The organism is Listeria sp. MAN/IMW/UF555 (assembly GCF_058684075.1).
Genome location: NZ_JBZWZS010000003.1, coordinates 376,504 through 400,906, shown reverse-complemented (window position 1 = coordinate 400,906; position 24,403 = coordinate 376,504). Strand labels below are relative to the sequence as shown.

Genomic DNA, 24,403 nt, shown 5'->3' with positions numbered 1-24,403 from the left:
TGCGAGGAGCTCTTTCTTCTTAATCATACAAAAGATGGTCTATTCTTTCTATACGTTTCGTAAAAAATAGCACAAAAAAAGACGCAAATGATAAATTTTACCATTTGCGTCATAATCCATAGCTTTATTTTCTTTTTTGTTTATCGACTCTGAGAATACTTTTATTGAAGTTTTTAAATGGTGCTGCGCGTTTCACTTTCATTTTAGGGAAAGATTTTAGCATTCTTCGCTCATTAAATTTAAGTTTACGCATACTAGCAGCAAGTTCTTTGTCTTGTTTTCTTTTTGCTTCCATTTCAGCAATTTTCATATCGACATTTTCTTGTTTTTTCAAAAGTCCTTCTTCAAATTCTTTCGCACGTTCTTTTACGCTCGCTTTTAGTTCGTTTGCTTGGGCAGTTAGTTTTTCATTAAATTCAGCAAGTGCTTTTTGGAATGAAAGCATGCTTGTGACTGATTTAATCGTATCAATAAGCATAAGAACCACGATGAGAGCAGGAATAATCCAGCCTCCCCAGCTTAAAACCCAGTCCGCGAATTCGGTGACAAGTGGATGCAAGAAGCGTACAACGATAATACAAGCAAATCCCCAAAAAATCGAAATCGGCAAGCAAATCCGTCCTTTTACATTGAGCGGCCAATTATGATAATCCCACCATGTTGTATGGAATAATGCTTCTAAAATCGTTGCGGTAACATATTCAATCACCGTACAAATAATCATCGAAAAAATAAATAAGGCCCATAAGTTATTTTGAAACGGTAAAATCATCATTAAAACTGTCGTTACCCCAAACCCGTAAATGGGACAATATGGTCCATAAAGAAAACCACGATACACTAACTTCTTCTCTGAAATCGAGCAAAAAACTTCCTCCCAAGCCCACCCAAGAACAGAATAAATAAAAAAGTATAGGATAAACATATTAATATCCATCTTTTCATCCCCTTTTTGTTTTCTTTTTCACAATCAATTTCATTATAACAGAAATAAGAACTTCTTAACTAAATTAGTCAAAAAGTTCCGCTTGTTTATATTTTGGCAACTTATTCTTCGCTTCTGAGTACGCATGCTGAATTAATGCGCGAATCAAGTCTTTATCTCGTTCTTCTTCCAATAAAACAGAAATCCAAACTCGTTTATTCATGTAATAACCGGGAACGATGGCTGGATTTTCTGCGCGAAGTTGCTCACTTTTTTCGGCATCGCACTTCAAGGTTAAAATGGGCTGTCCTTCTTTATTCGTTCCACGCATTGCCATTAGCTGATCCAAAACATGATAGCGCTCCGCTCCCCATTCTTCTTTAAAAGAATACTGGACTCCTTTAAGACCACTGATTTCCTCCCGTATCCAAGCAAATTCATTAATCATTGTAAGCCCCTCCATATTGTTATTTTAACAAAGCATATTCGTTTTTCATTGTATATTTGCGACATTTTGTTGCATTACATAAATCAGGAACTACTAAATTATTTCCCGGGAAATTTCTATCATCTGCGCATTCGGTAGATATTCTTTATAGCCGTCACGTTTTGGTGTAGCTACAATTGGATAAAAACTCGCAAGCTTTGCCATAAAGAAACCTCCTTTTTCTCATAGTACCACAAATTTTTATCTTCAATCATGCTTCTTTCTTTTATTTACGGGTATTAAGTAAATAAGGGAAAAACTTTTGAGAGGGTGATACAAAATGTCTGCTTACAAACGGATTCTTGTTGGTGTTGATGGATCAAACGAAGCGGAAGCCGCACTAAGACGAGCTGTTCAATTTGCCAAAATGGATGGTGCCACGCTTGGTATTGGTTTTGTTGCCGATGTACGCCGAATTGCACCACTAATTGATTATGAACAAACCTATGCAAAAAAAGCCAAAGCATACGGAGAAGAATTAGTTGAAATGTACAAAAAAGAGGCCGAAAAAGCTGGTGTCACGCATGTAGAAACTTTTGTTCACTTTGGTACACCAAAAACTACCTTTAATAAAAAAATAACGCGAAATTTTGAACCCGATTTAATTTTAGTTGGTGCAACTGGACTTTCAGCAACAGAGCAATTTATTCTTGGTAGTGTTTCTGAATATACGGCCGCTCATGCACCTTGCGACGTAATTATTGTTCATGCGAAACCATGGCGTAACAGAAAGACTGTCGAAAAACTCTAATTCATGTATAATGAAGGTATTGATTATACGGCAGGAGGAGAAAAAATGACAGTTAGTAAAGTTGCCATTGCTTCAGACCATGGCGGAATTGAGTTACGAAAAAGTATTATTTCTTATCTTGAAAGCGTTGGAATTAGTTATGAAGAATTCGGACCCGAAGCACCAGAATCAGTGGATTATCCGGGGCTCGCGATTACGGTCAGCGAAAAAGTCGTGAATAATGAAGTCGACCGCGGGATTTTAGTTTGTGGCACAGGTATTGGTATGAGTATCGCAGCTAATAAAGTAAAAGGTATTCGTTGCGCACTTGTTGGCGATACATTTAGCGCCCATGCAACGCGCGAACATAATGATACAAATGTCCTTGCACTTGGAGCGAGAGTCATAGGTCCGGGACTAGCAGAAGATATTGTCAAAATTTGGTTAGAAACAGCGTATGAAGGTGGCAGACACGCAAATCGTGTGGGGCAAATCACAGCATACGAAGACAGCCACGCTTAAAATAAAAAAAGTCCAAGTCTAATTTTATAGGCTTGGTCTTTTTTTATGTCCACTTTATTAATAGTTCACAAATAGTAATTTTTTCCCGTTTTGCTAGCATAAATGAGGACATTTACACATTGTAAACAAGAACGTTTGTTCGTATAATATATTTAAGCAACAGCTAATTATTTGAAAATATTGGAGGTGTCATCATATGAGCTACCAAGATCGCGGCATGAAGAAATGGGGCGGTTTTTTATTAAGCGAGCATACAGAAGCAATGCAAGACGCTGAACCAACTTTAGTATGGAAAGAAGCTATGACTACAGAATTTATCGAAAGCGTGCTAGCTAACGCGATGACACATCAGTCTACGCTTGTTATCCAGAAAAAGCCATTAAACCCAGAATCTGCTCCTGAAAATGATATTATTGGTCGTATTTCAGGCGTGGAGAACAACACCATTTACATTAAAAATTCTGAGGGCACTGTCCCACTTTCCTTCTCTGCTATTCGAAACGTAGAAGAAAGGAGTGTCGACAAATGGTACAAGTAGAAGATTATAGCCGTGCACCGCGCCGTGATATTTTGTGCATCGATATTAAGTCGTTTTTTCGCCTCTGTTGAGTGTGTTAAACGTCGGCTGAATCCACTTGAAGCTTATTTAGTAGTAATGAGTAACGCCGACCGGGCTGGTGGTCTCGTTTTAGCTGCAACGCCAAAAATGAAACAAGAACACCACATTAAAACTGGCTCAAGAATGTATGAACTCCCGACTTGGGATAAGCGCATTATTATCGCACCACCGCGAATGAAACTATATTTAAAAGTAAACGCGATGATTCAAGCTATTTTCAGACGTTATGTTCCCGCTGAGTTTATTCACGTTTATAGTATTGATGAATGTTTTTTAGACATCACCGGATCGCACCTGTTATTCGGTAGCACGGAAGAAATTGTTCGCAAAATCCAGCGTGATATTTTAGAGGAATTGCGGCTGTATGTCACGGTTGGTATTGGCGACAACCCTCTTCTTGCCAAACTCGCGCTCGATAATGTGGCCAAAAACCGGGAAGACGGCATCGCTGAATGGCGCTATGAAGATGTTCCCGAGACCATTTGGAAAATCAGACATTTGGATGATGTATGCGGAATTGGTCGGAGGACTGCCATTCGACTGCAAAAAATGGGGATTTTCAATATGTATCAACTTAGTCAAACTCCGCCGCAAGTATTAAAAAACGCAATGGGAGTTGTTGGTGAACAGCTTTACTATCACGCACACGGAATTGATTACAGCCTTTTAAACGAAAAATATGTTCCTGTTAGTAAAAGCTACGGGAAAAGCCAGATTCTTGAAAAAGACTATCATATTCCCGCTGAAGTGGAGATAGTTATTCGTGAAATGGTTGAGGAAGTAGCGATGCGCTTACGACAAAACCATGTGGATACGGAGGTTATTCATTTAAGTATCGGCTACAGTAAATACAGCATAAAAAAAGGATTCAGCCATCAAGCTAAAATCCCTTCTACTAGTAGTAGTCATGCTCTTATTCCTTATTTCCTGCAACTATTCAGACGTTACGATGAACGAGAACCCGTGCGCTCCATTGCGATTTCGTGTGGTAAACTCACTTTAAAAACCGGACTGCAACTCAATCTATTTGAGGATGCCACCCGCACATTAAATCACGAGCAATTAGAAGTAACTGTCGATAAAATTCGCACTCGCTATGGTTTTAAATCACTTATGCATGCGAGCAGTTTACTAAATGGAGCGACAGGATTAAAACGTTCTGAAATGGTTGGTGGTCACAAAGGTTAACTTATTCTGGTTTCACGCGGAACAAGAAATCCTCTACCATTGTTGTAAATATTTTTGGTTGTTCAATTTGTAAATTATGTCCCGCAAAATCAAGGATAGCAAAAGAAGCATGTGGATATTTTTCAAGCAATGTAAGCCCGTCTGCGTATCCCACGTGATCATCTTGACGACCAAACAAGAATAATCCCGGTACATCGAATTGCGCTTTTTCGTCTGGATCAAAGCTAAGCGCATAATTCGCGGATAATCGGTCTAAAAATTCTCCATCTGCATTAATCATTCCCGCCATCACTTCCGCCAAGAAACGATTCCAGTTTCTTGCTGTTAAAATAACGCCACTTTTTGAAAAGTACGCTCGGTCTTCTTTGGATAGCGACCGTACAAACGTATCATCTTGGTACATGACTTTTTGTTCGGGTAAAGTTCTTCTTTCCTTTTCAGGATAAATGACTGGGCAAATAAGCAAGACTCCAAGTACTCTATCTGGCATTTTCGCTGCGATTCCGCGAGCTAAATAACCACCATACGATTCTCCGGCGAGTACAAATTGCTCGCCCGGAATTACAGCTTCAATAAATTCTAGTAAAAGAGTGAGTACATGGTCAGCACTTTGAATTGAGTCGTAATTCTCGGTTTTCCCCATTCCAGGCAAATCCACATAAATACGTGAAAATGGACTTTCCTTATCAAAGACTGGCTCCATACAACCAATCATCAGCTGCGAATCAGGTGCAAAGCCATGAATCATTATTATTGGTATTCCTTCACCATATTTTTCATAATAAACGTCTACGCTACGGATTGTTTTATGCATGTTAATTCCTCCTGGCGTTTATTTTTATCATAACATATTATTATTCTTCTGCCATCCGGTACCCAACCCCTACTTCTGTCAAAATATAGGCAGGTTCAGCAGGATTTTGTTCGATTTTACGCCTGATATTACTCATATTGACCCGAAGTGCTTGATTTTCACTTGAATAAGGGCCCCAAATTTCTCGGATAATATAGTCATGCGTGAGAACTTTCCCAGCGTGACGTGCTAATAGGAGCAAAATTTTATATTCAATCGGCGTAAAGTGAATTTCCGTGTCGCCCATTTTGACAAGTCGGCGGTCATCATCAATATACAGGTCTTGAATGCGAATAATATGGTCATTTGACGCTTCTTTACTGCTCGGTTGAATGTGTCTAAGGGCAGTTCGAATGCGTGCCAGTAGTTCCGATGTGCCGAATGGTTTCGTGATATAATCATCTGCGCCAAGGTCAAGTGCCGTTACTTTTTCTCGTTCATGATCGCGCGCGGATACGACAATAATCGGCACTTTCGACCAAACGCGAATATCCCGAAGCACGTCTAGTCCTTCCACATCTGGCAAACCTAGGTCAAGTAACACCACATCTGGCGAATGGCTGGCCGTCTGTTCTAGCGCTTCTTTACCGTTCACTGCTTTAATCACCGCATAATCGCTCGCCGTCAAAACAGCTGAAATAAAATTGCTAATGCCTTCTTCATCTTCCACAATTAGCACAAGTCGTTTGCTGTTCATTTTCCATCTCCTCCGTCTAGTGGCAAAGTGAACCAGAATGTCGCCCCACCATGTTCATTGTTTTTCGCTTCTAAAGTCCCGTCATGTGCTCGAATAATCGACATACAAATCGATAAACCAAGTCCTAATCCGCGTGACATATCCGAACGTTCTCTCGCTTCCACAGCAAAAGTATCAAATAAATCTGGCAAGCGATTTTCTGGAATGCCTTTTCCGTTATCGCGCACACTAAAAACCGCACTTTTCTTCGTTTTCGTCACGTTCACCCAAACTTCCGCATCAGATCCACCATGTCGCAACGCATTTTCCATTAAATTAATAAGGACTTGCTCAATTAACGTGCCATCCATCGGAACCATAAGAAGGTCGCGCGGTACTTTGACATGGATTGTTCGGTCTGCGAAACGTTTTTTAATTCGACCGACAGCCTCACCAACAATTTCTTCTACGGCTTCTGGAGCTCGTTCCAAACTCACCAATCCTTCACTAATTCTCGTCACAGAAAGTAAATTCTCAACCATCCGAATGAGCCAGCCAGAGTCATCTTTAATACCTTTAATTAAATTATGTTCCGTTTCTTTATCTAACTCAGTTTCTTTTTCAAGTAAGGCAGAACTTGCTCCAACAATACCAGTGAGCGGTGTTCTTAAATCATGCGAAATCGCCCGAAGTAAATTGCTTCTCATTTTTTCTTTTGCAGATTCGATGACGATTTGGCGTTGTTCTTCGGATAAATATTGCCGTTCTAGAGCTAGTGCCACTTGAGAGCTAATCATTCGTAAAAAGATCCGATTATCTTGTGTAAGTGGACCATCTTCTGGGGAGCAAGAAACGCCAATGACACCAAGCACTTTTCCTTGTGACATCACTGGCATATAATAACCAAATGCCCCCATTAGCGTATCCGTCCCAGCACCCGCCCGCTTTTTATTTTTAAATACCCAATGCGCGACAGCTTCTTCATCCGCACTAAGAAGCGCACTGGCATCTTCTTTTCCTTCTGCTTGTACGAAAATCCCTTTATTACTTTTAGCAGGATCCGCAGAATAAAAAATAACGGAGCGGCTAAATAAATGCAAAATATATTCGTTGGTTAAATCAATAATTCCTTTTAAATTGCGGGTAACTAATAGCCGCTTATTGATTTCATAAAGCACTTCGGTTCGACGTTCTCGCTCAACGGCCAGGCTAGCTTGCGTTTTAATTCGGACAGTTAGCGCACTAGTAATAAGAGCAACTAAAAGCATAATTCCGAACGTCACCGGATAGCCCGCTTGAATTGTATTAAACGTATAAAGTGGCGTCGTGAAAAAGAAATTAAATAACATAACGCCAATGATAGAACCCATAACGCCATAAACATAGCCGCTTGTTACGCGAGAAATAATTAACACGGATAAAATATATACCATAATAACATTTTGATCACCGATGCCAAATTCACTTAGACCAACACAAATCGCCGTTGCCAATGTTAGTAGTAAAATCATTTTTGCCATATCATGCCAGGTTAAAAAGCTTTTAAAACGTATTTTCATTCGACGTTTTTTAGTTTGCGGTTGGCTTGAGGGAATAATATGCATATCGACGTTATCAAGGTGTGTAATGAGACGATCCTCAAAATCATCTTCAAATAAAGATCTTAAACCCATGCGACGACGTGATTTCCCGACAACAATATTTGTCACACCAGTCAACCGGGCATACTCAGCTACTGTTTCTGCAATGTCATGTCCGGCGAGGGTGACAATTTCCGCGCCAAGTCGTTCAGCGAGTTCCATCGTTTCCCGCAAACATTTTTTCTCCGCTTTAGTCATGTAATCATTTTCTTCATTTTCAATATAAAGGGCAGTCCACGGTGCGCGGAAAGCCTCGGCAGTGCGCGCTGTCCAGCGAATGAGTTTTGCAGACGAAGGCGATGTCCCAATACAGACTAGCCATTTACTACTCGCCCGTTTTTCTGGATAAATCCCTGTTTGATCGTATTCATGACTAATTCGGTCGGCCGCTTTTCGCATCGCAATTTCGCGTAAGAGTTTTAAATTTTCTCTAGTGAAGAAGTTCTGCATCGCTGTTTTTGCGCGCGCTGGTTGGTAAATTTTGCCTTGTTCTAGTCGTTTTAGAAGTTCATCGGGTTCAATATCAATTAACTTAACTCGGTCCGCCTCATCAAAAACATAGTCAGGAATCGTTTCGCGAACAGCTACCTTGGTGATGCCTTCTACAATATCGTTTAAACTTTCAATATGTTGCACATTGACAGTCGTATATACATCAATTCCCGCTTGAAGCAATTCTTCCACATCTTGGAAACGTTTCTTATTGCGTACGCCTGATGCATTCGTATGTGCGAGTTCGTCTACCAAAATAAGTTCTGGTTTTCGTTTCAACGCTTCGTCCAAATCGAATTCTTTGAGCGCGATATTTTTATGATTGATTGCTTTAGGAGGGATAATCGGAATTCCTTCTAACATTCTTAGAGTTTCCTCGCGGGCATGGGGTTCAATATAACCCGCCACGACATCCACACCTGCTGCTAATTGATCTTTGGCGTCACTTAACATGGCATAAGTTTTCCCAACACCTGCTGCAAATCCAAAATATATTTTTAATTTACCTACTGATGAATCTGCCTCTTCTTGCAAATTCACGAGTAGCGCATCCGGACTTGGACGATTCGTCTCCATATGCTCGCCTCCAACTACTTACATTTTCAAACTATCTAATGCCACATTCACTTGTAATACGTTCACAGTCGGCTCACCCCAAAAACCTAACAATCGCTTGCTTGTGTTTTCAGCAACGATTTCTTTAACCACTTTGGTAGAAATACCTCGTTCTCTCGAAATTCGGTCTACTTGATATGCCGCGGCAGCCTCTGAAATATCCGGATCCACGCCACTTGCTGATGCTGTTACGAGATCCATTGGAATAACTCGATTGTTCGTCGGATCTAGTTTGTGCCACCAAGCAATTCGTTTTTCTACTAATTGTTTTTGTTCTTCGCTAGTTGGGTTTAAATTAGTCGCCGCCCCGTCACTCGCAGCTCGCCCGATTAAGTATTCAGGCTGAGTAAATGTTTGACCAATTTCGGTAGAACCATATTTTCCTGATTCCCCGTCTGCTAACTTTCCTTCTATTATACTGCCATTTGCTTTGTCCTGAAAAGCCGCACCTGCAATAATTATGACAACCCCTGGATAAATCACGCCACACACCAATGTTAAAAGTAGAAATCCCACTACTGCAGGCTTCCAAATTTGCATAAATCTTTTCATGTTCTCTCCCCCTCTTAAACGATTCCTAAAACAGTTAACAGCATATCAATTAATTTAATCGCAATAAATGGTGCAATTAAACCACCAAGACCGTAAATCAACATATTGCGACTTAATAATTTTCCAGCTGGCATTTCACGATATTTCACGCCTTTTAAAGATAACGGAATTAAGAAAATAATAATCACTGCGTTATAAATAATCGCGGACAAAATCGCACTCGTAGGGCTTGTTAAATCCATCAAGTTAAGTGCTTCAAGTTGTGGGAAAATCCCGTAAAATAGCACAGGAATAATCGCAAAGTATTTCGCCAAATCGTTGGCAACACTAAATGTAGTCAAAGCTCCGCGAGTCATTAAAAGTTGTTTTCCGATACGAACAATATCAATTAATTTAGTTGGGCTAGAATCAAGGTCCACCATATTTCCCGCTTCTTTGGCAGCTTGCGTTCCTGTATTCATCGCCACAGCAACATCGGCTTGCGCAAGAGCTGGTGCGTCGTTTGTGCCATCTCCTGTCATTGCAACCAAATGCCCTTCTCGTTGATATTCGCGAATTAATTCCAATTTTGCTTCTGGAGTTGCTTCAGCTAGAAAATCATCCACTCCAGCTTCTGCCGCAATTGCCGCCGCGGTCATTGGGTTATCACCAGTAATCATAATGGTTTTAATACCCATTTTTCGCAAATCAAGGAAACGTTCTTTCACCCCATTTTTCACGATGTCTTTTAAATATATAACGCCTAGCACTTTATTATTTCGGACTACTACAAGCGGCGTTCCACCAGCGCCAGCCACTTTGCTTACAATCGTATCGCATTCTTTTGGGTACGTGCCGCCATTTGCAGATACATACGCACGAACTGCATCAGCCGCACCTTTTCGAATTGTGTTTCCTTGATAATCGATTCCACTCATTCGTGTCGTTGCAGTGAAAGGTACAAATTCTGCGTGCATTTCCGCGAAATCTCGTCCGCGAATGTCGAAACGTTCTTTTGCTAATACAACAATGCTTCGACCTTCTGCAGTTTCATCCGCAATAGAGGACAGTTGAGCCGCATCTGCTAACTCTTGTTCGGTCACCCCATCCACCGGTAAAAATTCGCTCGCTTTCCGGTTTCCAAGCGTAATCGTTCCAGTTTTATCAAGTAAAAGTACATCCACATCGCCAGCTGCCTCAATTGCCCGGCCGCTCATTGCTAAAACATTCGCTTGATTTAAACGGCTCATTCCAGCAATCCCAATGGACGAAAGCAATGCGCCAATAGTGGTTGGTGCTAAACAAACAAGTAAAGCAATCACATTTGTAATCGAAATTGCCGATCCCGCCCCTGCTTGTTTACTCGCAAATTCGGTAAATGGTAAAAGTGTCGCTGAAACTGCCAAGAAAATAATTGACAGTGTCACAAGTAAAATTTGTAGCGCAATCTCATTTGGTGTTTTTTTCCGTGAAGCGCCTTCTACCATCGCAATCATTTTATCTAAGAAACTTTCCCCAGAAACAGCCGTCACACGAATAACAAGCCAGTCAGAAACAAGGGTAGTTCCTCCTGTAACAGCACTTCTATCGCCACCAGACTCGCGAATTACCGGCGCGGATTCCCCCGTTATCGCACTTTCATCAACAGAGGCCGCACCTTCAATAACTTCACCGTCCATCGGGATTTGTTCATTCGCAAGCACGTAAACAATATCCCCTTTTTTCAAATCATTCGAAGCTACTTCTATAACATCAGATTTATCTTCTAAATTTTTTAATTTCCGAGCTAAAACGTCTTTTCGAGCCATTTTTAAACTGTCTGCTTGAGCACGGCCACGCCCTTCTGCAATTGCCTCCGCAAAATTTGCAAACAAAACAGTAAACCATAAAATCAGCGCAATTGCGAGCGTATAACCAGCTTTCTCATCTGAAATTCCGAAAAAACCAAGAAAATAAAGGCTTGTTGCTAAAATCGCGCCAACATATACGAGTAACATCACTGGATTTTTCACTTGTAGTTTTGGAGACAATTTTTTCATCGACTGAATTAATGCATCTTTCCAAATACCATTTTCCATCATTTCCATTCACCTCATTTGAAAGTTGTAAAGAAGTCCGCAATCGGTCCTAGTGCAAGCGCCGGCAAGAAACTAAGTGCGCCAACAAGCACTACTACTCCAATTAAAAGACCGATAAACATGCCATTTTTCGTCGATAACGTTCCACTACTTGCTGCAACCGGACTCTTTCCAGCCATATTTTGAGCCAAGTAAAGTGCCGCAATCAGCGGGATAAATCGTGCTAGCAACATCATTACCGCGCCGACCATATTTGTAAACGTCGTGTCTGCCGCAAATCCAGCAAAAGCACTACCATTATTATTTCCCATAGAGGTGAAAGCATAGAGCACCTCAGAAAAACCATGCGCCCCACTCGCCGAAACGGAAGCCTGCACACTCGGCATCATTACCGCAACCGCAGTTCCAAATAAAGTTAATAACGGTGGAACTAAAATGAGTAAACAAACCATTTTCATATCATATGGTTCAATTTTCTTCCCTAAATATTCTGGTGTCCGCCCAACCAAAAGCCCAGCGATAAACACCGTCAAAATAATAAAGCCAATCATTCCATAAAGCCCGCTACCAACACCGCCAAAAATAACTTCACCAAGCTGCATAAAGAACATTGGAACTAGCCCACCGAGCGGAGTCAAGCTATCGTGCATCGCATTAACAGCGCCGTTTGAAGCAGCCGTCGTAGAAGCCGCAAAAAGCGACGATCCGCCAACACCAAAACGCACCTCTTTACCTTCCATACTTCCAGAAGTAGTAACACCTTGATAACTTGGACCAGCGAATTGTTCTGAAATCGTAATCGCAACTACCCCAACAACAAACACAATCATCATTGCTGTCATAATCGCACGCCCTTGTTTACTGTCCTTCACCGCACGTCCAAACATCACAACAAGTGCCACAGGAATAAGCAAAATCGCAAGCATCTCTAATAAATTAGTAAAACTCGACGGATTTTCAAAAGGAAACGCCGAATTTGCCCCGAAAAAGCCTCCACCATTCGTTCCCAGTTGCTTAATCGCAATTTGACTTGCAGCTGGACCAAGCGGAATCAATTGTTTTGCTCCATTTTCAAGCGATTCAACCACCGAATAATCAGCAAATGATTGCACCACACCTTGTGACACCAAAAGAATTGCCAAAACAAGCGAAAGCGGTAGTAAAATATAAAGCGTCACCCTAAATAAATCTTGCCAAAAATTGCCCACGGTTTTCTGTTTCTTCCATATAAAGCCACGAATTACCGCAAATAACACTGCAATCCCCGTCGCCGCTGAAACAAAATTCTGTACAGTTAAGCCAATTGACTGCGAAAAATACGATAAAGCCGCCTCACCAGAGTAAGCTTGCCAGTTCGTATTCGACACAAAGCTCGCCGCCGTATTAAACGCAAGACTAAAGCTAAGCCCCTTCATACCTTCTGGATTAAGCGGTAAAAACCCTTGTAACATCAGCACCGCCATCACAAATATAAAACCAACCGCACTAAAAGCAAGAACAGATCCAGCATAACGCTTCGCTGACATCCCAGCTGCATTCACACCCATCAACCGATAACCAAATCGTTCAACTGGCTCAAGTACCCTTGATAAAAACACCTTTTCACCAATCATTACTTTATACATATAAATTCCTAGAGGTACTGCTAAAACTAATAACAATACAATAAAAAACACATCTTGCATCACGATATACTTCATAAGTTCTCACCTCTAAATAACACATAAAATAAATATACCAATAACCCTAAACCGATTATTCCAGCAATCACTAGAACAACACCCATTTCCGTTCACCCCTTCAAAGTACTCTTTCCACCCTTTATCCTAACAACAAATGCATAAAGACAGTGTTAAGATTCTAAAGCTCCGCATAAAGATTCCGTTAATATCTCTATGTGTGTAAAATTTACACACAAAAAAAGCCAATGTGTAAGCAAAAAACAAAATGAAAACCCTTTTATAGCCACATTTAAAGTTGGCACGGTACTTGCATATATAATAAGTGTTAAGAGAATTATCTAGAGGAGGAAATAATCATGAAAACAATCATGTTAGTATGTTCAGCAGGTATGTCTACCAGCTTACTAGTTACAAAAATGGAAAAAGCCGCTGCAGAAAAAGGTCTTGAAGCAAAAATCTTTGCAGTTGCCGAAGCAGAAGCAGCTAACCATTTAGACGAAATTGATGTTTTATTACTTGGACCACAAGTACGTTTCTTAGAAGGAAACATGAAGAAAAAATTGGAGCCAAAAGGTATTCCATTAGCTGTTATTAACAGTGTTGATTATGGAATGATGAAAGGCGACAAAGTTTTAGAACAAGCATTAGATTTAATGAAGTAAAAAAGAGGGTAATTACAGCTAGCTAGCTGAAAATTATAAAAAACTAAAGAGGTATAGTAATAACGCCATGTTTTAGAAATTATGTATTCGTCTTAACCCGGCTATTACTTTATCCCTCAAAAAAGGAGAATAAAAAATGAATGGTTTTATCGCATTTATGGAGAAATATTTCATTCCCTACGCTGCCAAAATTGGTGGACAACGTCATTTAGTAGCAATCCGTGATGGTTTCATTACAACTATGCCACTTATGATTCTAGGGTCTTTCGCCGTTTTAATTAACAACTTCCCAATTCCAGCTTACCAAAAATTCATGAATAACTTATTTGGTGAAGGAACTTGGCAAGCATTCGGCGGAAACGTTTGGAACGGTACTTTTGCTATCTTAGCATTACTTATCGCTTTCACTGTAGCTTACAACTTAGCTAAATCTTATGACAAAGATCCACTTTCTTCCGCAGTAGTTTCTGTAGCAACTTTCTTCACTATTGGCGCAATTGCTCCAGGTGCTGACGGCGTTGCAAACACTGGTGGTCTTGGATCAACTGGTCTTTTCTTAGCACTTATTATTGCAATTCTTTCAACTGAAATCTTCACTCGCTTGAGTGGTAGCCCGAAACTAATTATCAACATGCCTGATGGTGTTCCACCGGCAGTTTCTCGTTCATTCGCAGCTTTATTCCCTGCAATGATCACTGTTTCTATCTTTGGTCTTATCACTGCGTTCTTCCAAGCAGCTGGTGTGACTAACTTAGTAATTTCTTTCTATGAATTAGTTCAAGAACCGTTCATGGGTCTTGCAAACTCCTTGCCAGCAGCATTACTCTTGGCATTCGTTTCTGCTTTCCTTTGGTTCTTTGGTTTACACGGTGCGAACATTATCGACCCGTTCATGCAAACAATCAACATCCCAGCTATCGAAGCTAACGTAAAAGCACTAGAAGCTGGTAAAGAACTTCCTTACATCGTTAACAAACCTTTCTTTGACTCTTTCGTTAACTTAGGCGGAACTGGGGCAACTATCGGTTTAATCATTGCTATCTTTATCGTAGCTCGTAAACACAAAGCGTACATGACAGTTTCTAAATTGTCTGCAGCGCCAGGTCTTTTCAACATTAACGAACCAATGATGTTTGGTCTTCCAATCGTCTTGAATCCAATTATGTTCATTCCGTACATCTTGGCACCACTTGTACTTGTAACTGTAGCTTACTTTGCAACAGCTATTGGTTGGGTACCAGCTTGTACTATCGTAACTCCTTGGACTACACCACCAATTATCGGTGGAGCACTTGCAACACAAAGTATCGCTGGTGGCGTACTTGCAGCTGTAAACTTAGGTCTATCTATCCTAATCTTCCTTCCATTCGCGAAAATCGCTCAAATCCAAGAGCTACGTCGTGAAAGAGAAGCACTTGCTGCTGAAGGCGTTACTGCTGAATAATTTTTAAAAACCAAAACTTTAAGGACGTGTTTACAGATGGATTTAGAGCAAACTATTATGAGCTTGATCGTGTTCGGTGGTAATGCCAAAAGTGACGCTATGTTAGCTATTGATTCCGCTAAAAAAGGGGATTTCGCTCAAGCAGACGAACAAATCGCCCAAGCAGAACAAGCACTACTTGAAGCGCATCATTCTCAAACAAAACTTATACAAGGTGAAGCACGTGGCGAAAAAACAGAAGTTTCCCTTCTACTCGTTCACGCACAAGATCATTTAATGAATGCAATCACTTTCAAAGATTTAGCGAAAGAAATTGTAGACCTTTATAAGAATAAATAAAAACAGGGTTGTCATATTTGTAGTGACCCCCTAAAGTTAAACTATTAATAGAGTGGATTTTTTCCACTCTATTTTTATGTGACTTTTTATTTAATAATATGAAAAAAAGATCCCTAGAGTTAGATTTTCAGAACTAACTTTAGGAATCTTTTTTTATTCATGTTATTTCTTTGATAATCGAAACTTTTTATAAAGCTTAAATCCTATAAAAACAATACCAATAACTAACACAGCTTCTATTATAATTGGGACGTAAGGCGTTATCCAAGACATACTTCTTGCCTCCCTTTATTTAATTTCCACTTACTGAGTTTGTTTTCTATTTCACAAGGATTATACCATATAATTACAGTATTCTCTATCCAAGCAAAAAATCCTTCATCAACATTGTCTGGACTTCCCCTAAAATTAATGTTTTTTAGGGGATAGTTCAAACAGCTGGTTTTTTTCTTCTACTAAATCGGCGTCTGACCGGATAATCGCTAATACAACACCTATTGCAATGAAATTACCAAGCACCGCGCTCCCACCATAACTGATAAAAGGAAGCGGAATCCCCGTAAGCGGCATAAGTCCGACTGTCATACCAATGTTCTCAAAAATATTAAATGCAAAACTTACAGCAAAACCTGCTAAAACTAGCGAAGAAAAAGTATTCTTCATCAAAAGAGCTGCCATAATTAATTGATGAATAAGTAGCATAAATAAAATTAACAACAAACTGACACCAACAAAGCCAAATTGATGACCAATCGTACTAAAGATCATATCTGTATGACTTTCAGGAATATAAGCGTTTGTACCAGAACTACCAGTCATCATCCCCGAACCAACAGCCTTCATCGATAAATTAAGTTGATAGACCGCATCTGGATCAGTAGTAGGGTCAAGCCACGTCTGAATCCGCGCAAATTGATAAGCATGAAAGCCGATTTTTTCCAGTAAACTAATATGATAAACGACTACATACATTCCAACCGTCACTGTCGTTAAAATGATAGTTATAATGCCAACCATTAATTTAGTTGATTTTATAGCAAGCAAAATAATCGCAAGCGCCGTAACTCCGTAAACAATTGTCGTACCAAGATCTGGTTGTTTCATAATTAATAGCAAAACAACCCCAGTAAGCGCCGCTAAAATGCCTAACTGCTTCCATTTCTGCGCTTGATATTTTACAGCAAAATGTGCCAATACAAAAATAAAAATCGATTTGACCACTTCAGATGGTTGGAAGGACAATCCAGCGAAGCGATACCACCGCGTTGCCCCGTTTATATTTTGGACTAAAGGGTTTGGGATGAGTATTCCAAGTAGTGTAATCACCATAATGACGTAGAGCCAAATCGCATGGTGTCGCAAAAACTCTACCGGCAGGCGCGAAACACCAAAACAGGTAAGTCCCCCAATTACCAAAAACACCAACTGCATTCCTAAAAAATTGGTATCATACTGGTTTGTCTTCTGAGCAAAATAAATCGCTACACAACTCACTAACGACAATAAGAACACCGATAAAATAATTCGATTATATTGAATATCCCGCTTCATAAATACACGACCTCTCTAGATTTAGCTAGTAAGTTCCGCCTTGCAGCAGCCATTACAAACCCAACTGCGCATGAAAGCATGACTACCGAACTACCCCCGTAACTAATAAACGGCAGCGGAACTCCAGTAAGCGGAATAATCCCACTCACTCCTCCAAGATTCAAAAACATCTGCACCGAAATCCAAGCGGCAACTCCAATACAAACCATCGAATCGAAAATAAAATGACTACAAACAGCAATATAAAGTGCGGTAAAACTGAGTAACATTAATAAAAAAATCGTCCAAATAACACCAAAAACACCAAGCTCTTCCGCAATAACCGTCATAATAAAATCCGTATGCGGCTCCGGCAAATAACCTAATTTCTGGATGCTACCTCCTAATCCAGTCCCAAATATCCCACCACTTCCAATCGCATAGTAGCCATTTCTAAGTTGATAAGAAGCATCTAAGTTTTCAAGGTTAAAAGGATCCAAAAAAGCAAATCTGCCTAATTTTGCAGTGCTAAAAAAATCAGGATGAAAGAAATAAATCAGTGTTGCTACAAGGATTAACAGACCAAAAGCCCAGATAAATACCCGGACGAGGCGTGAGAGGCCAACTCCGCTCGTTAAAAATAAAGCGACCCCAATAACACCTAAAATTAAAGCCGTGCCGAGATCCGGCTGTAAGAAGACTAATGCTATAGTAAGAAACAAAAAGCCTAGCACCCAATGTTGTACTCGCACCCCGCAGCCTTTCCGCAAGAAAACAGTCGCAATCACAAGTATTAATAGCAATTTGACAGTTTCAGTAGGCTGGAATGTCACTCCGAAAATAGACAACCATCTTTGAGCATTATTAGCCGCATTACCCGTTACAAGCACTAAAACTAATAGACCTAGAAGACCCAAAGAAAGAATACGCAACGTCACCCGCTGATAAAATAATTTCACATTTATACGCGAGCAAATAAGCAAGCCCAAAAGACCAAGACCATAAAAGAGGAGCTGCCTATTAAAGAAATAACTAGGATCCACTTTGTAACGCATGATTGCAACCCCATAACTCGTGCTATAAACAAGTAGCAAACTCCATACTGCCAGAAGCAAATACGTTACAAAGAGCAGTCGGCCCGCACGCATTTAAATCCACTCCCGGAATTTCCGAATGTAAAGAGTTTTCACTAGTTGCATCGTAGCCATATAACCAACAAGAATAAGGATTAACCATGGGAAATAACTACCAGGTAAGCTCACAAAACCTATACTGTGACCAAATCCGGTAAACGGAATCACAATACCTAATGCCATCACGATTAGTGTCGCAATCATTACCGGAGCAGCTGCCCGACTTTGAATGAAAGGTATTTTCTCTGTCCGAATCATGTGCACAACTAAAGTTTGAGTGAGTAAGCCGACAACAAACCAACCACTGTGGAATAAAGCTTGCTCTGCTACCGTGTTCGCACTAAATACAAACCACATAATTAGAAACGTCGCAATATCAAAAATCGAACTTACTGGCCCAATACATAGAATAAAGCGCAACATGCCTTTTTGTTCCCATTGATGCGGCTTTTTCAAAAACGACCGATCCATTTTATCCCAAGGGAGCGTTAATTGTGAGAAATCATAAAGCAGATTTTGTAGTAAAAGATGTAAAGATAGCATTGGTAAAAAGGGAATAAATGCACTTGCCACCAAAACACTAAACACATTACCAAAATTGGAACTAGCTGTCATTTTCAAGTATTTTAAAATATTACCAAATACGTTACGCCCTTCCATAACCGCATCATTTAATACCGTTAAACTTTTTTCCAGTAAAATTACTGAGCTTGCGTCTTTTGTAATATCTGCCGCTGTATCAACAGAAATACCAACATCCGCTTTCCTAAGTGCTGGCGCGTCATTAATCCCGTCTCCAAGGAAGCCAACAGTATGTCCTGCTTTTTTTAGCAAACCAATGATACGCGATTTTTGCATTGGTGTTAATTTCGCAAAAATGTGGTATTTCCGTAATTCGCGCGTGAGTTCTTCATCAGATAAGTCTTCAATATCCCCGCCAAGTAAAAATCCATTCGCTGGTATACCTACTTCCTCACAAATCCGTTTCGTAACGATTTCGTTATCTCCTGTCAAAACCTTCACGTTAATTTGGTTCTTAAATAGCTGTGTAATTGCTTCTTTCGTCGATGCTTTTACTGGGTCGCGGAACCCTAGGAATCCTGCAATAATCATCTGTTCTTCATCTTTTTTAGTGAATGATTCGCCGGCTTTTCCAGTTTTATACGCTACTCCAATTACTCGAATTCCTGAGCGATTCATTTCTGCACACATTTCTTGAAGCTCATTCTTTTCTAATTCAGTTAGTGTAGAAATAGTACCGCCAAATTCCTTATGAGTGCATACTGTGAGCATTTCTTCTACCGCGCCTTTTGTAATCATCTTTGTCTCTGTATTATTTTCCACTACTACACTCAGACGACGCCGATCAAAATTAAACGGGATTTCACCAACTTTTGTCCATCCTGATGCAGTATTTTCATCCAATTTGGCAATAACAGCATGATCTAATACGTTTTTCCAGCCAGTTTGGAAGTAGCTGTTTAAATAAGCCATGTTTAGAACACTTTCGGAAGTTTCACCAGCACTATCAATGTATTTTACAAGTTCTAGTTTATCTTCTGTGAGCGTGCCTGTTTTATCCGTACATAAAATATCCATCGCGCCGATATTTTGAATTGCACTCAGTTCTTTCATAATTACTTTTTTCGACGACATATTGATGGCGCCTTTTGCCAAGTTCGTGCTGACGATCATCGGTAGCATCTCAGGAGTGAGCCCAACCGCAATCGCTACCGCATAAAGAAATGCTTCTAACCACTCGCCTTTCATAAGACCGTTAATCATAAATACAATCGGAACCATTACAACCATAAAATAAAAGAGTAATTTCGAAATTGACTTAACGCCTTTATCAAAGCTAGTGTCGCCGCGACGTTCTGTAGCTGCGATTGACAATGAGCCGAAAAATGTCGCGCTTCCTGTTCGTAAAACAACCGCCTTTCCGTGCCCACTTAACACATCTGTCCCCATAAATAATAAGTTTTCCCGTTCAAAAAGCTCCGGATTAGCGCGTTTGTCTTCCACAAATTTTTCTGAAGGAATTGATTCGCCTGTAAGTGCTGACTGATTAATTAATAAATCTGTCGCCGAAATAACGCGTGCATCTGCTGGAATAATATCCCCCGCTGAAACTTCGATTAAATCTCCGGGTACGATTTCATCTTGTGCTACTACAATCATTTCATCGTTCCGAATAACGTTCACTTTATTTTTCACCATATTTTTTAACGCGTAGCTAGCCCGCTCTGCTCTACTCGTTTGAACAAATCCAAGAATTCCACTAGCTAAGATCATTAATGACATAATTATTGTCGCTTCCATATCATCTGTTAAATACGAAATCACCATTAACATGATTAAAATATAGATAAAAGGATCATTAAACGCCCGGATAAATAACCGTAAATTCGATACTTTCTTTTCTTCCACTGTTTGATTAGGACCAAATTCGGCTAGTCTTTCTGTAACCTCTACGTTCGTTAGTCCTGTTTCCATTACACCTAATTTTTCTAAAATCTTATTTCTATCCATTTGTGATTCTTTGAGCAAATTGTTACCTTGCATTTTTACGTGTGTTTTTTTCATTTTCCTTGCCTCCAATTCTTTCTAGGCAAGCTGAGAATAACGTTTATGTGCGCCAGAGATGAAGGTTAGTCACTCTTGCAGCTTGATTACTATAATACGAGTCCGGTTCTTCTACTTCATCTTCCTGATGGTGGGCCATTGCCTTCATCTCCTTCCGAATTTTACTTAAGCGTAATTGTCTGAAAAAAAGATTTTCATTTCCAGATAATTATTTTCATAATAAACATGAAAAAAGTCCTTACCAAAACCTTGGCAAGGACTTCTGAATTCATACGCATACTAAAACAGACTCCCCTCGCTAAAGTTTTGGCACTATACAACGTAAAGAATTACTCTTAGCCACATTATGGAAAGCCTTAATCCGACAATCCCTGTTCTACCCATTGGCGTCTTTGGACATTTTTGGGCAGTGGCCTGTGTTTGCATAGGAGCCTCACCTAACAGGCAAAACTACATATTTATTATCGCTCTAATCGTCTACGAGTTTAACATAGAAAATCTATGCTCGCAAGACAAAATGTAAAATGTTTAACTTTTATTTAACTTTTCGTGATTTATTTCAATAATTTTAACAAAACATCTGCTAAGGCATCTGCAGTTGTCGTAATCGTTGGCGGGCGTTTATAAATATCATCTCGCACTTTCTCTACCATGATTAGCAAAATAACACTATTTAAAATTAAAGAAATTGCATCTGCTTCTTGGGATGAGTTCTTACTTGGAACCATTTCTTGTACTTTTTGATTAACCCGTTCGTATAGATATTCGACAATTGACGGATCAATAAATTCCATATCTTTACTGCCCATTTCCCGAACAGAAATCACCATGAAATCACGATATTTTTCATAAATATCTGAAATAAACTGACTTGCTTGACGTAAAAATACTTTAGTACTTTCAAAATCTTTATCAAAAAATTGATTGATTTCGGCTTTCATACTTTCAAATTGCACTTCAAGAGTCATATGAATTAAATTATCTTTGTTCTTAAATTTTTTAAAAATTGTTGCTTCATTTATTCCAGCGGCTTCTGCTAATTGTCTTGTTGTGGAGCCTTTTATGCCATTTTTTGCCATCATACAAAGCGTTGCATCCATGATGGATTCGTTTGTAATCATTATTTTACCCCCGTTCAACTAAGTAAGCACTTGCTTATATTAAGTATAACAAATACCGACCTTTTTGACAATTTAATTACAATTTGTCGATAACAGTCATAAGATATGTGAAGTGTGTAATAATGGAGGTAGAATATTTAAAAGAATTGGAAGTGACTTACCATGCAAAAAACGAGAAAAGAACGTATTTTAGAAGCTTTGAAAGAAGAAAAGAAGAATAAAAAAAGTAACAAATTCAAAACTGGGGCAACAATTGCTGGAGTTACAGCCATAGCGACCTCTGTTACTGTTCCAGGAATTGAAGTAATGGTTAGCGCTGATGAAACAGCACCCGCAGACGAATCTTCTAAAACAGCAAATCCAACTGCTTCAACAGAAACTAACACAAATACTGAAACAGCAACACCTGATAAAACAGTAGAAAATAAAACCGAAACAAAACAAACTGAAACAAAAGAACAAGCCACTACGCCTACAGAAAAAGCACCAGTTGCAAAACAAGTTGAAAAAGCACCAGCTGAACCCATAACAGTCAGCAATCCAGATGACAAAACAAGTTCTCCTACTCCAGCGACTTATAATTTAGTACAAAAAACAGCGCTACGTTCAGGAGCTACAATCCAAAGCTTTATTAATTCTATCCAAGCATCCTCTTCCCAAATCGCAGCAGCTAATGACTTATACGCATCTGTCATGATCGCCCAAGCAATTTTAGAAAGTGCTTATGGAACAAGTGAATTAGGCTCTGCTCCTAACTATAACCTATTTGGAATTAAAGGAGCTTACAACGGCCAATCATACACTAAACAAACATTAGAAGATGACGGTAAAGGAAACTACTACACAATCACAGCTAAGTTCAGAAAATACCCTTCTTACCATCAATCACTTGAAGACTATGCCAAAGTTATTCGTAACGGCCCAAGCTGGAATTCAAATTACTACTCCAAAGTTTGGAAAAGTAATACTAAGTCCTACAAAGACGCAACCAAAGCTTTAACGGGAACTTATGCAACGGATACAGCCTATGCAACGAAATTAAACGACCTAATTAGCCGATATAATTTAACGCAATACGATAGCGGCAAAACAACTGGCGGAAATTCTGGTAACACAGGGAATACTGGTAATACCGGAAACACTGGAAATACAAACACTTCCAACGCTAAAATTTATACAGTCGTAAAAGGTGACTCGCTTTGGAGAATCGCGAACAACCATAAAGTAACGATCGCTAACCTAAAATCTTGGAACAACCTGAAATCCGATTTCATTTACCCAGGACAAAAACTTAAAGTTAGCGCTGGTACGACGACAAACAACACGAATACATCAAAACCAAGCACAAATACTAACACATCGAAACCAAGCACTAGCACTAACGCTAAAGTTTACACGGTTGCTAAAGGCGACTCGCTTTGGAGAATCGCGACTAATCATAAAGTAACAATCGCCAACTTAAAATCTTGGAACAACCTGAAATCCGATTTCATTTATCCAGGACAAAAGCTTAAAGTAAGTGCTGGAACAACTACAAACAACACAAACACATCAAAACCGAGCACAAATACCAACACGTCTAAACCAAGCACTAGCACCAACGCTAAAGTTTACACGGTTGCTAACCTAAAATCTTGGAACAACCTGAAATCCGATTTCATTTACCCAGGACAAAAACTTAAAGTTAGCGCTGGAACAACTACAAACAACACAAACGCTGCTAAACCAAGCACAAATAAACCAAGCAACTCCGCAGTAAAAACATACACTGTCAAAAAAGGTGACTCACTTTGGGCCATTTCAAGACAATATAAAACAACTGTAGATAATATTAAAGCTTGGAATAAGTTAACAAGCAATATGATTCATGTTGGTCAAAAATTGACGATTAAGTGAATATAAAAAACCTAACTCCTGAGCGAGGTAGGTCTGAAACTGCGGATAAAGCGAGAAATTGCTTTGTCTGCGGTTTTTTTATTAAACTAAACAGTTCCTGAATAGCAGAGCCTATTGGTTATAATTCATCTATCTCGCATTGATAGTTTAAAGCATCCAATTCCCATTTAATCTTTTTCATCGTTAACTCGGCTTCTGCTAGGCTTGAATTTAATAAGCAATATATATAAGTTTCTTCATTAGTGTGATAGATGTTGAAATCCATTAAATCGGGCCACTTTTCAATACCAGAGGGCACACAAAAACCATTGAAGTATGACCTCACATCTTTTATCCCCGAATCAATAATACTCTTTTCTATAATTTTCAAAATTTCTTCATAATCTTCTTTTGATTTTATTGACCATTCTAAGCCCAGAATAACAACCTTCTTTCTTAATAATATTTATTTTCTCTTACTATCTAAATTTAGTTAATCTGATTGAAAATATTATACTCGCAATTAAGTCCATCGTGCACGTCTTATTTCTAGTGGAGGCGTATATGCCATATTTTATCTAGTTTATTGTATGGCTAGATTTTATCTCTGCTGTATGTCATTAAGAAAATTTTTTAATACATAACTTTTGTCAAAGAATTTTGAATGCTCTAATA

General features: G+C 39.4%; 21 protein-coding genes, 1 pseudogene and 1 riboswitch. Of the genes and pseudogenes, 8 read left to right on the top strand and 14 right to left on the bottom strand.

Going from position 1 to position 24,403, the window contains the following annotated elements; all coding sequences use genetic code 11:
* Positions 1-124 precede the first annotated feature (124 nt).
* The 3 genes and pseudogenes from AC4PG8_RS11725 to AC4PG8_RS11715 form a co-directional block, all read right to left on the bottom strand.
* Positions 125-937, bottom strand: coding sequence for a putative ABC transporter permease (locus AC4PG8_RS11725; protein WP_185570956.1), 813 nt, complete (start codon positions 935-937; stop codon positions 125-127).
* Between the two features lie 73 nt (positions 938-1,010).
* Complete coding sequence (locus AC4PG8_RS11720) at positions 1,011-1,373, bottom strand: MmcQ/YjbR family DNA-binding protein (RefSeq protein ID WP_070212014.1); 363 nt, start codon at positions 1,371-1,373, stop codon at positions 1,011-1,013.
* Between the two features lie 76 nt (positions 1,374-1,449).
* Positions 1,450-1,577: pseudogene (locus AC4PG8_RS11715) on the bottom strand (AraC family transcriptional regulator); the annotation flags it as partial.
* Positions 1,578-1,692: 115 nt separating this feature from the next.
* Between AC4PG8_RS11715 and AC4PG8_RS11710 the strand changes: the two are divergent.
* The 4 genes from AC4PG8_RS11710 to AC4PG8_RS11695 all read left to right on the top strand — a co-directional run bounded on the left by AC4PG8_RS11710 (position 1,693) and on the right by AC4PG8_RS11695 (position 4,471).
* On the top strand, positions 1,693-2,163 hold the full coding sequence (locus tag AC4PG8_RS11710) for a universal stress protein (RefSeq protein ID WP_003739880.1): 471 nt from the start codon (positions 1,693-1,695) through the stop codon (positions 2,161-2,163).
* Positions 2,164-2,208: 45 nt separating this feature from the next.
* Positions 2,209-2,664: a ribose 5-phosphate isomerase B gene (gene rpiB / locus AC4PG8_RS11705; RefSeq protein ID WP_010991390.1), complete on the top strand. Its 456-nt coding sequence runs from the start codon at positions 2,209-2,211 to the stop codon at positions 2,662-2,664.
* A 196-nt stretch (positions 2,665-2,860) separates the two neighbouring features.
* The gene (locus AC4PG8_RS11700) at positions 2,861-3,202 is read left to right on the top strand and encodes a hypothetical protein (RefSeq protein ID WP_185510903.1); all 342 of its coding nucleotides are present in this window, start codon (positions 2,861-2,863) and stop codon (positions 3,200-3,202) included.
* A 12-nt stretch (positions 3,203-3,214) separates the two neighbouring features.
* Positions 3,215-4,471 (top strand): Y-family DNA polymerase, encoded by a 1,257-nt coding sequence (locus AC4PG8_RS11695; protein ID WP_185541251.1) that lies wholly within the window; start codon positions 3,215-3,217, stop codon positions 4,469-4,471.
* Position 4,472: 1 nt separating this feature from the next.
* On the opposite strand, the gene AC4PG8_RS11690 is transcribed toward AC4PG8_RS11695, so the two are convergent.
* From AC4PG8_RS11690 to AC4PG8_RS11660, 7 genes are read right to left on the bottom strand one after another with little or no spacing between them, the layout of a single operon-like run.
* Positions 4,473-5,285: an alpha/beta fold hydrolase gene (locus tag AC4PG8_RS11690; protein ID WP_185513326.1), complete on the bottom strand. Its 813-nt coding sequence runs from the start codon at positions 5,283-5,285 to the stop codon at positions 4,473-4,475.
* A gap of 40 nt (positions 5,286-5,325) precedes the next feature.
* Complete coding sequence (locus AC4PG8_RS11685) at positions 5,326-6,021, bottom strand: response regulator (RefSeq protein ID WP_185541249.1); 696 nt, start codon at positions 6,019-6,021, stop codon at positions 5,326-5,328.
* Entirely contained in the window at positions 6,018-8,708 is a 2,691-nt protein-coding gene (locus AC4PG8_RS11680) for an ATP-binding protein (RefSeq protein WP_185541247.1), read from the bottom strand. The genes AC4PG8_RS11685 and AC4PG8_RS11680 overlap by 4 nt, the downstream gene beginning before the upstream one ends.
* An 18-nt stretch (positions 8,709-8,726) precedes the next feature.
* Positions 8,727-9,299: a potassium-transporting ATPase subunit C gene (locus tag AC4PG8_RS11675; RefSeq protein ID WP_492170395.1), complete on the bottom strand. Its 573-nt coding sequence runs from the start codon at positions 9,297-9,299 to the stop codon at positions 8,727-8,729.
* A gap of 14 nt (positions 9,300-9,313) precedes the next feature.
* The gene (gene kdpB / locus AC4PG8_RS11670) at positions 9,314-11,359 is read right to left on the bottom strand and encodes a potassium-transporting ATPase subunit KdpB (protein WP_010991396.1); all 2,046 of its coding nucleotides are present in this window, start codon (positions 11,357-11,359) and stop codon (positions 9,314-9,316) included.
* A gap of 11 nt (positions 11,360-11,370) precedes the next feature.
* Positions 11,371-13,056 (bottom strand): potassium-transporting ATPase subunit KdpA, encoded by a 1,686-nt coding sequence (kdpA, locus tag AC4PG8_RS11665; protein WP_003772875.1) that lies wholly within the window; start codon positions 13,054-13,056, stop codon positions 11,371-11,373.
* Complete coding sequence (locus tag AC4PG8_RS11660; RefSeq protein WP_031649714.1) at positions 13,053-13,142, bottom strand: potassium-transporting ATPase subunit F; 90 nt, start codon at positions 13,140-13,142, stop codon at positions 13,053-13,055. The genes kdpA and AC4PG8_RS11660 overlap by 4 nt, the downstream gene beginning before the upstream one ends.
* A gap of 252 nt (positions 13,143-13,394) precedes the next feature.
* Here AC4PG8_RS11660 and AC4PG8_RS11655 point away from each other — a divergent pair, with 252 nt between their 5' ends.
* The 3 genes from AC4PG8_RS11655 to AC4PG8_RS11645 all read left to right on the top strand — a co-directional run bounded on the left by AC4PG8_RS11655 (position 13,395) and on the right by AC4PG8_RS11645 (position 15,483).
* Positions 13,395-13,700, top strand: a complete 306-nt coding sequence (locus tag AC4PG8_RS11655; RefSeq protein ID WP_003739890.1) for a PTS sugar transporter subunit IIB — start codon at positions 13,395-13,397, stop codon at positions 13,698-13,700.
* A 136-nt stretch (positions 13,701-13,836) separates the two neighbouring features.
* On the top strand, positions 13,837-15,144 hold the full coding sequence (locus AC4PG8_RS11650; RefSeq protein ID WP_185324031.1) for a PTS sugar transporter subunit IIC: 1,308 nt from the start codon (positions 13,837-13,839) through the stop codon (positions 15,142-15,144).
* 36 nt (positions 15,145-15,180) lie between these two features.
* Complete coding sequence (locus tag AC4PG8_RS11645) at positions 15,181-15,483, top strand: PTS sugar transporter subunit IIA (RefSeq protein ID WP_003722042.1); 303 nt, start codon at positions 15,181-15,183, stop codon at positions 15,481-15,483.
* Positions 15,484-15,891: 408 nt separating this feature from the next.
* On the opposite strand, the gene AC4PG8_RS11640 is transcribed toward AC4PG8_RS11645, so the two are convergent.
* The 4 genes from AC4PG8_RS11640 to AC4PG8_RS11625 all read right to left on the bottom strand — a co-directional run bounded on the left by AC4PG8_RS11640 (position 15,892) and on the right by AC4PG8_RS11625 (position 21,853).
* A complete protein-coding gene (locus AC4PG8_RS11640) occupies positions 15,892-17,034 on the bottom strand; it encodes an FtsW/RodA/SpoVE family cell cycle protein (RefSeq protein WP_492170394.1) in 1,143 nt (380 codons plus the stop codon).
* Entirely contained in the window at positions 17,031-18,161 is a 1,131-nt protein-coding gene (locus AC4PG8_RS11635; protein ID WP_185484541.1) for an FtsW/RodA/SpoVE family cell cycle protein, read from the bottom strand. Before AC4PG8_RS11635 ends, AC4PG8_RS11640 begins: the two co-directional genes overlap by 4 nt.
* Entirely contained in the window at positions 18,162-20,732 is a 2,571-nt protein-coding gene (gene mgtA / locus AC4PG8_RS11630; protein WP_194322752.1) for a magnesium-translocating P-type ATPase, read from the bottom strand.
* A gap of 284 nt (positions 20,733-21,016) precedes the next feature.
* A riboswitch (M-box (ykoK) riboswitch) is annotated at positions 21,017-21,184 on the bottom strand.
* A gap of 102 nt (positions 21,185-21,286) precedes the next feature.
* Positions 21,287-21,853, bottom strand: a complete 567-nt coding sequence (locus tag AC4PG8_RS11625) for a TetR/AcrR family transcriptional regulator (protein ID WP_003772870.1) — start codon at positions 21,851-21,853, stop codon at positions 21,287-21,289.
* A gap of 162 nt (positions 21,854-22,015) precedes the next feature.
* On the opposite strand from AC4PG8_RS11625, the gene AC4PG8_RS11620 reads away from it, so the two are divergent.
* On the top strand, positions 22,016-23,749 hold the full coding sequence (locus tag AC4PG8_RS11620) for a 1,4-beta-N-acetylmuramoylhydrolase (protein ID WP_492170393.1): 1,734 nt from the start codon (positions 22,016-22,018) through the stop codon (positions 23,747-23,749).
* The last annotated feature ends 654 nt before the right edge of the window (positions 23,750-24,403 follow it).

Excerpts from the sequence above, each read along its gene's own strand:
- AC4PG8_RS11725 (WP_185570956.1), bottom strand. The coding sequence starts at position 937 with ATGGATATTAATATGTTTATCCTATACTTTTTTATTTATTCTGTTCTT.
- AC4PG8_RS11675 (WP_492170395.1), bottom strand. The coding sequence starts at position 9,299 with ATGAAAAGATTTATGCAAATTTGGAAGCCTGCAGTAGTGGGATTTCTA.
- AC4PG8_RS11640 (WP_492170394.1), bottom strand. The coding sequence starts at position 17,034 with ATGAAGCGGGATATTCAATATAATCGAATTATTTTATCGGTGTTCTTA.
- AC4PG8_RS11625 (WP_003772870.1), bottom strand. The coding sequence starts at position 21,853 with ATGATTACAAACGAATCCATCATGGATGCAACGCTTTGTATGATGGCA.
- AC4PG8_RS11700 (WP_185510903.1), top strand. The coding sequence starts at position 2,861 with ATGAGCTACCAAGATCGCGGCATGAAGAAATGGGGCGGTTTTTTATTA.
- mgtA (WP_194322752.1), bottom strand. The coding sequence starts at position 20,732 with ATGAAAAAAACACACGTAAAAATGCAAGGTAACAATTTGCTCAAAGAA.
- AC4PG8_RS11650 (WP_185324031.1), top strand. The coding sequence starts at position 13,837 with ATGAATGGTTTTATCGCATTTATGGAGAAATATTTCATTCCCTACGCT.
- kdpB (WP_010991396.1), bottom strand. The coding sequence starts at position 11,359 with ATGATGGAAAATGGTATTTGGAAAGATGCATTAATTCAGTCGATGAAA.
- AC4PG8_RS11635 (WP_185484541.1), bottom strand. The coding sequence starts at position 18,161 with ATGCGTGCGGGCCGACTGCTCTTTGTAACGTATTTGCTTCTGGCAGTA.
- AC4PG8_RS11660 (WP_031649714.1), bottom strand. The coding sequence starts at position 13,142 with ATGGGTGTTGTTCTAGTGATTGCTGGAATAATCGGTTTAGGGTTATTG.
- kdpA (WP_003772875.1), bottom strand. The coding sequence starts at position 13,056 with ATGAAGTATATCGTGATGCAAGATGTGTTTTTTATTGTATTGTTATTA.
- AC4PG8_RS11720 (WP_070212014.1), bottom strand. The coding sequence starts at position 1,373 with ATGATTAATGAATTTGCTTGGATACGGGAGGAAATCAGTGGTCTTAAA.
- AC4PG8_RS11690 (WP_185513326.1), bottom strand. The coding sequence starts at position 5,285 with ATGCATAAAACAATCCGTAGCGTAGACGTTTATTATGAAAAATATGGT.
- AC4PG8_RS11680 (WP_185541247.1), bottom strand. The coding sequence starts at position 8,708 with ATGGAGACGAATCGTCCAAGTCCGGATGCGCTACTCGTGAATTTGCAA.
- AC4PG8_RS11655 (WP_003739890.1), top strand. The coding sequence starts at position 13,395 with ATGAAAACAATCATGTTAGTATGTTCAGCAGGTATGTCTACCAGCTTA.
- rpiB (WP_010991390.1), top strand. The coding sequence starts at position 2,209 with ATGACAGTTAGTAAAGTTGCCATTGCTTCAGACCATGGCGGAATTGAG.
- AC4PG8_RS11645 (WP_003722042.1), top strand. The coding sequence starts at position 15,181 with ATGGATTTAGAGCAAACTATTATGAGCTTGATCGTGTTCGGTGGTAAT.
- AC4PG8_RS11710 (WP_003739880.1), top strand. The coding sequence starts at position 1,693 with ATGTCTGCTTACAAACGGATTCTTGTTGGTGTTGATGGATCAAACGAA.
- AC4PG8_RS11685 (WP_185541249.1), bottom strand. The coding sequence starts at position 6,021 with ATGAACAGCAAACGACTTGTGCTAATTGTGGAAGATGAAGAAGGCATT.
- AC4PG8_RS11620 (WP_492170393.1), top strand. The coding sequence starts at position 22,016 with ATGCAAAAAACGAGAAAAGAACGTATTTTAGAAGCTTTGAAAGAAGAA.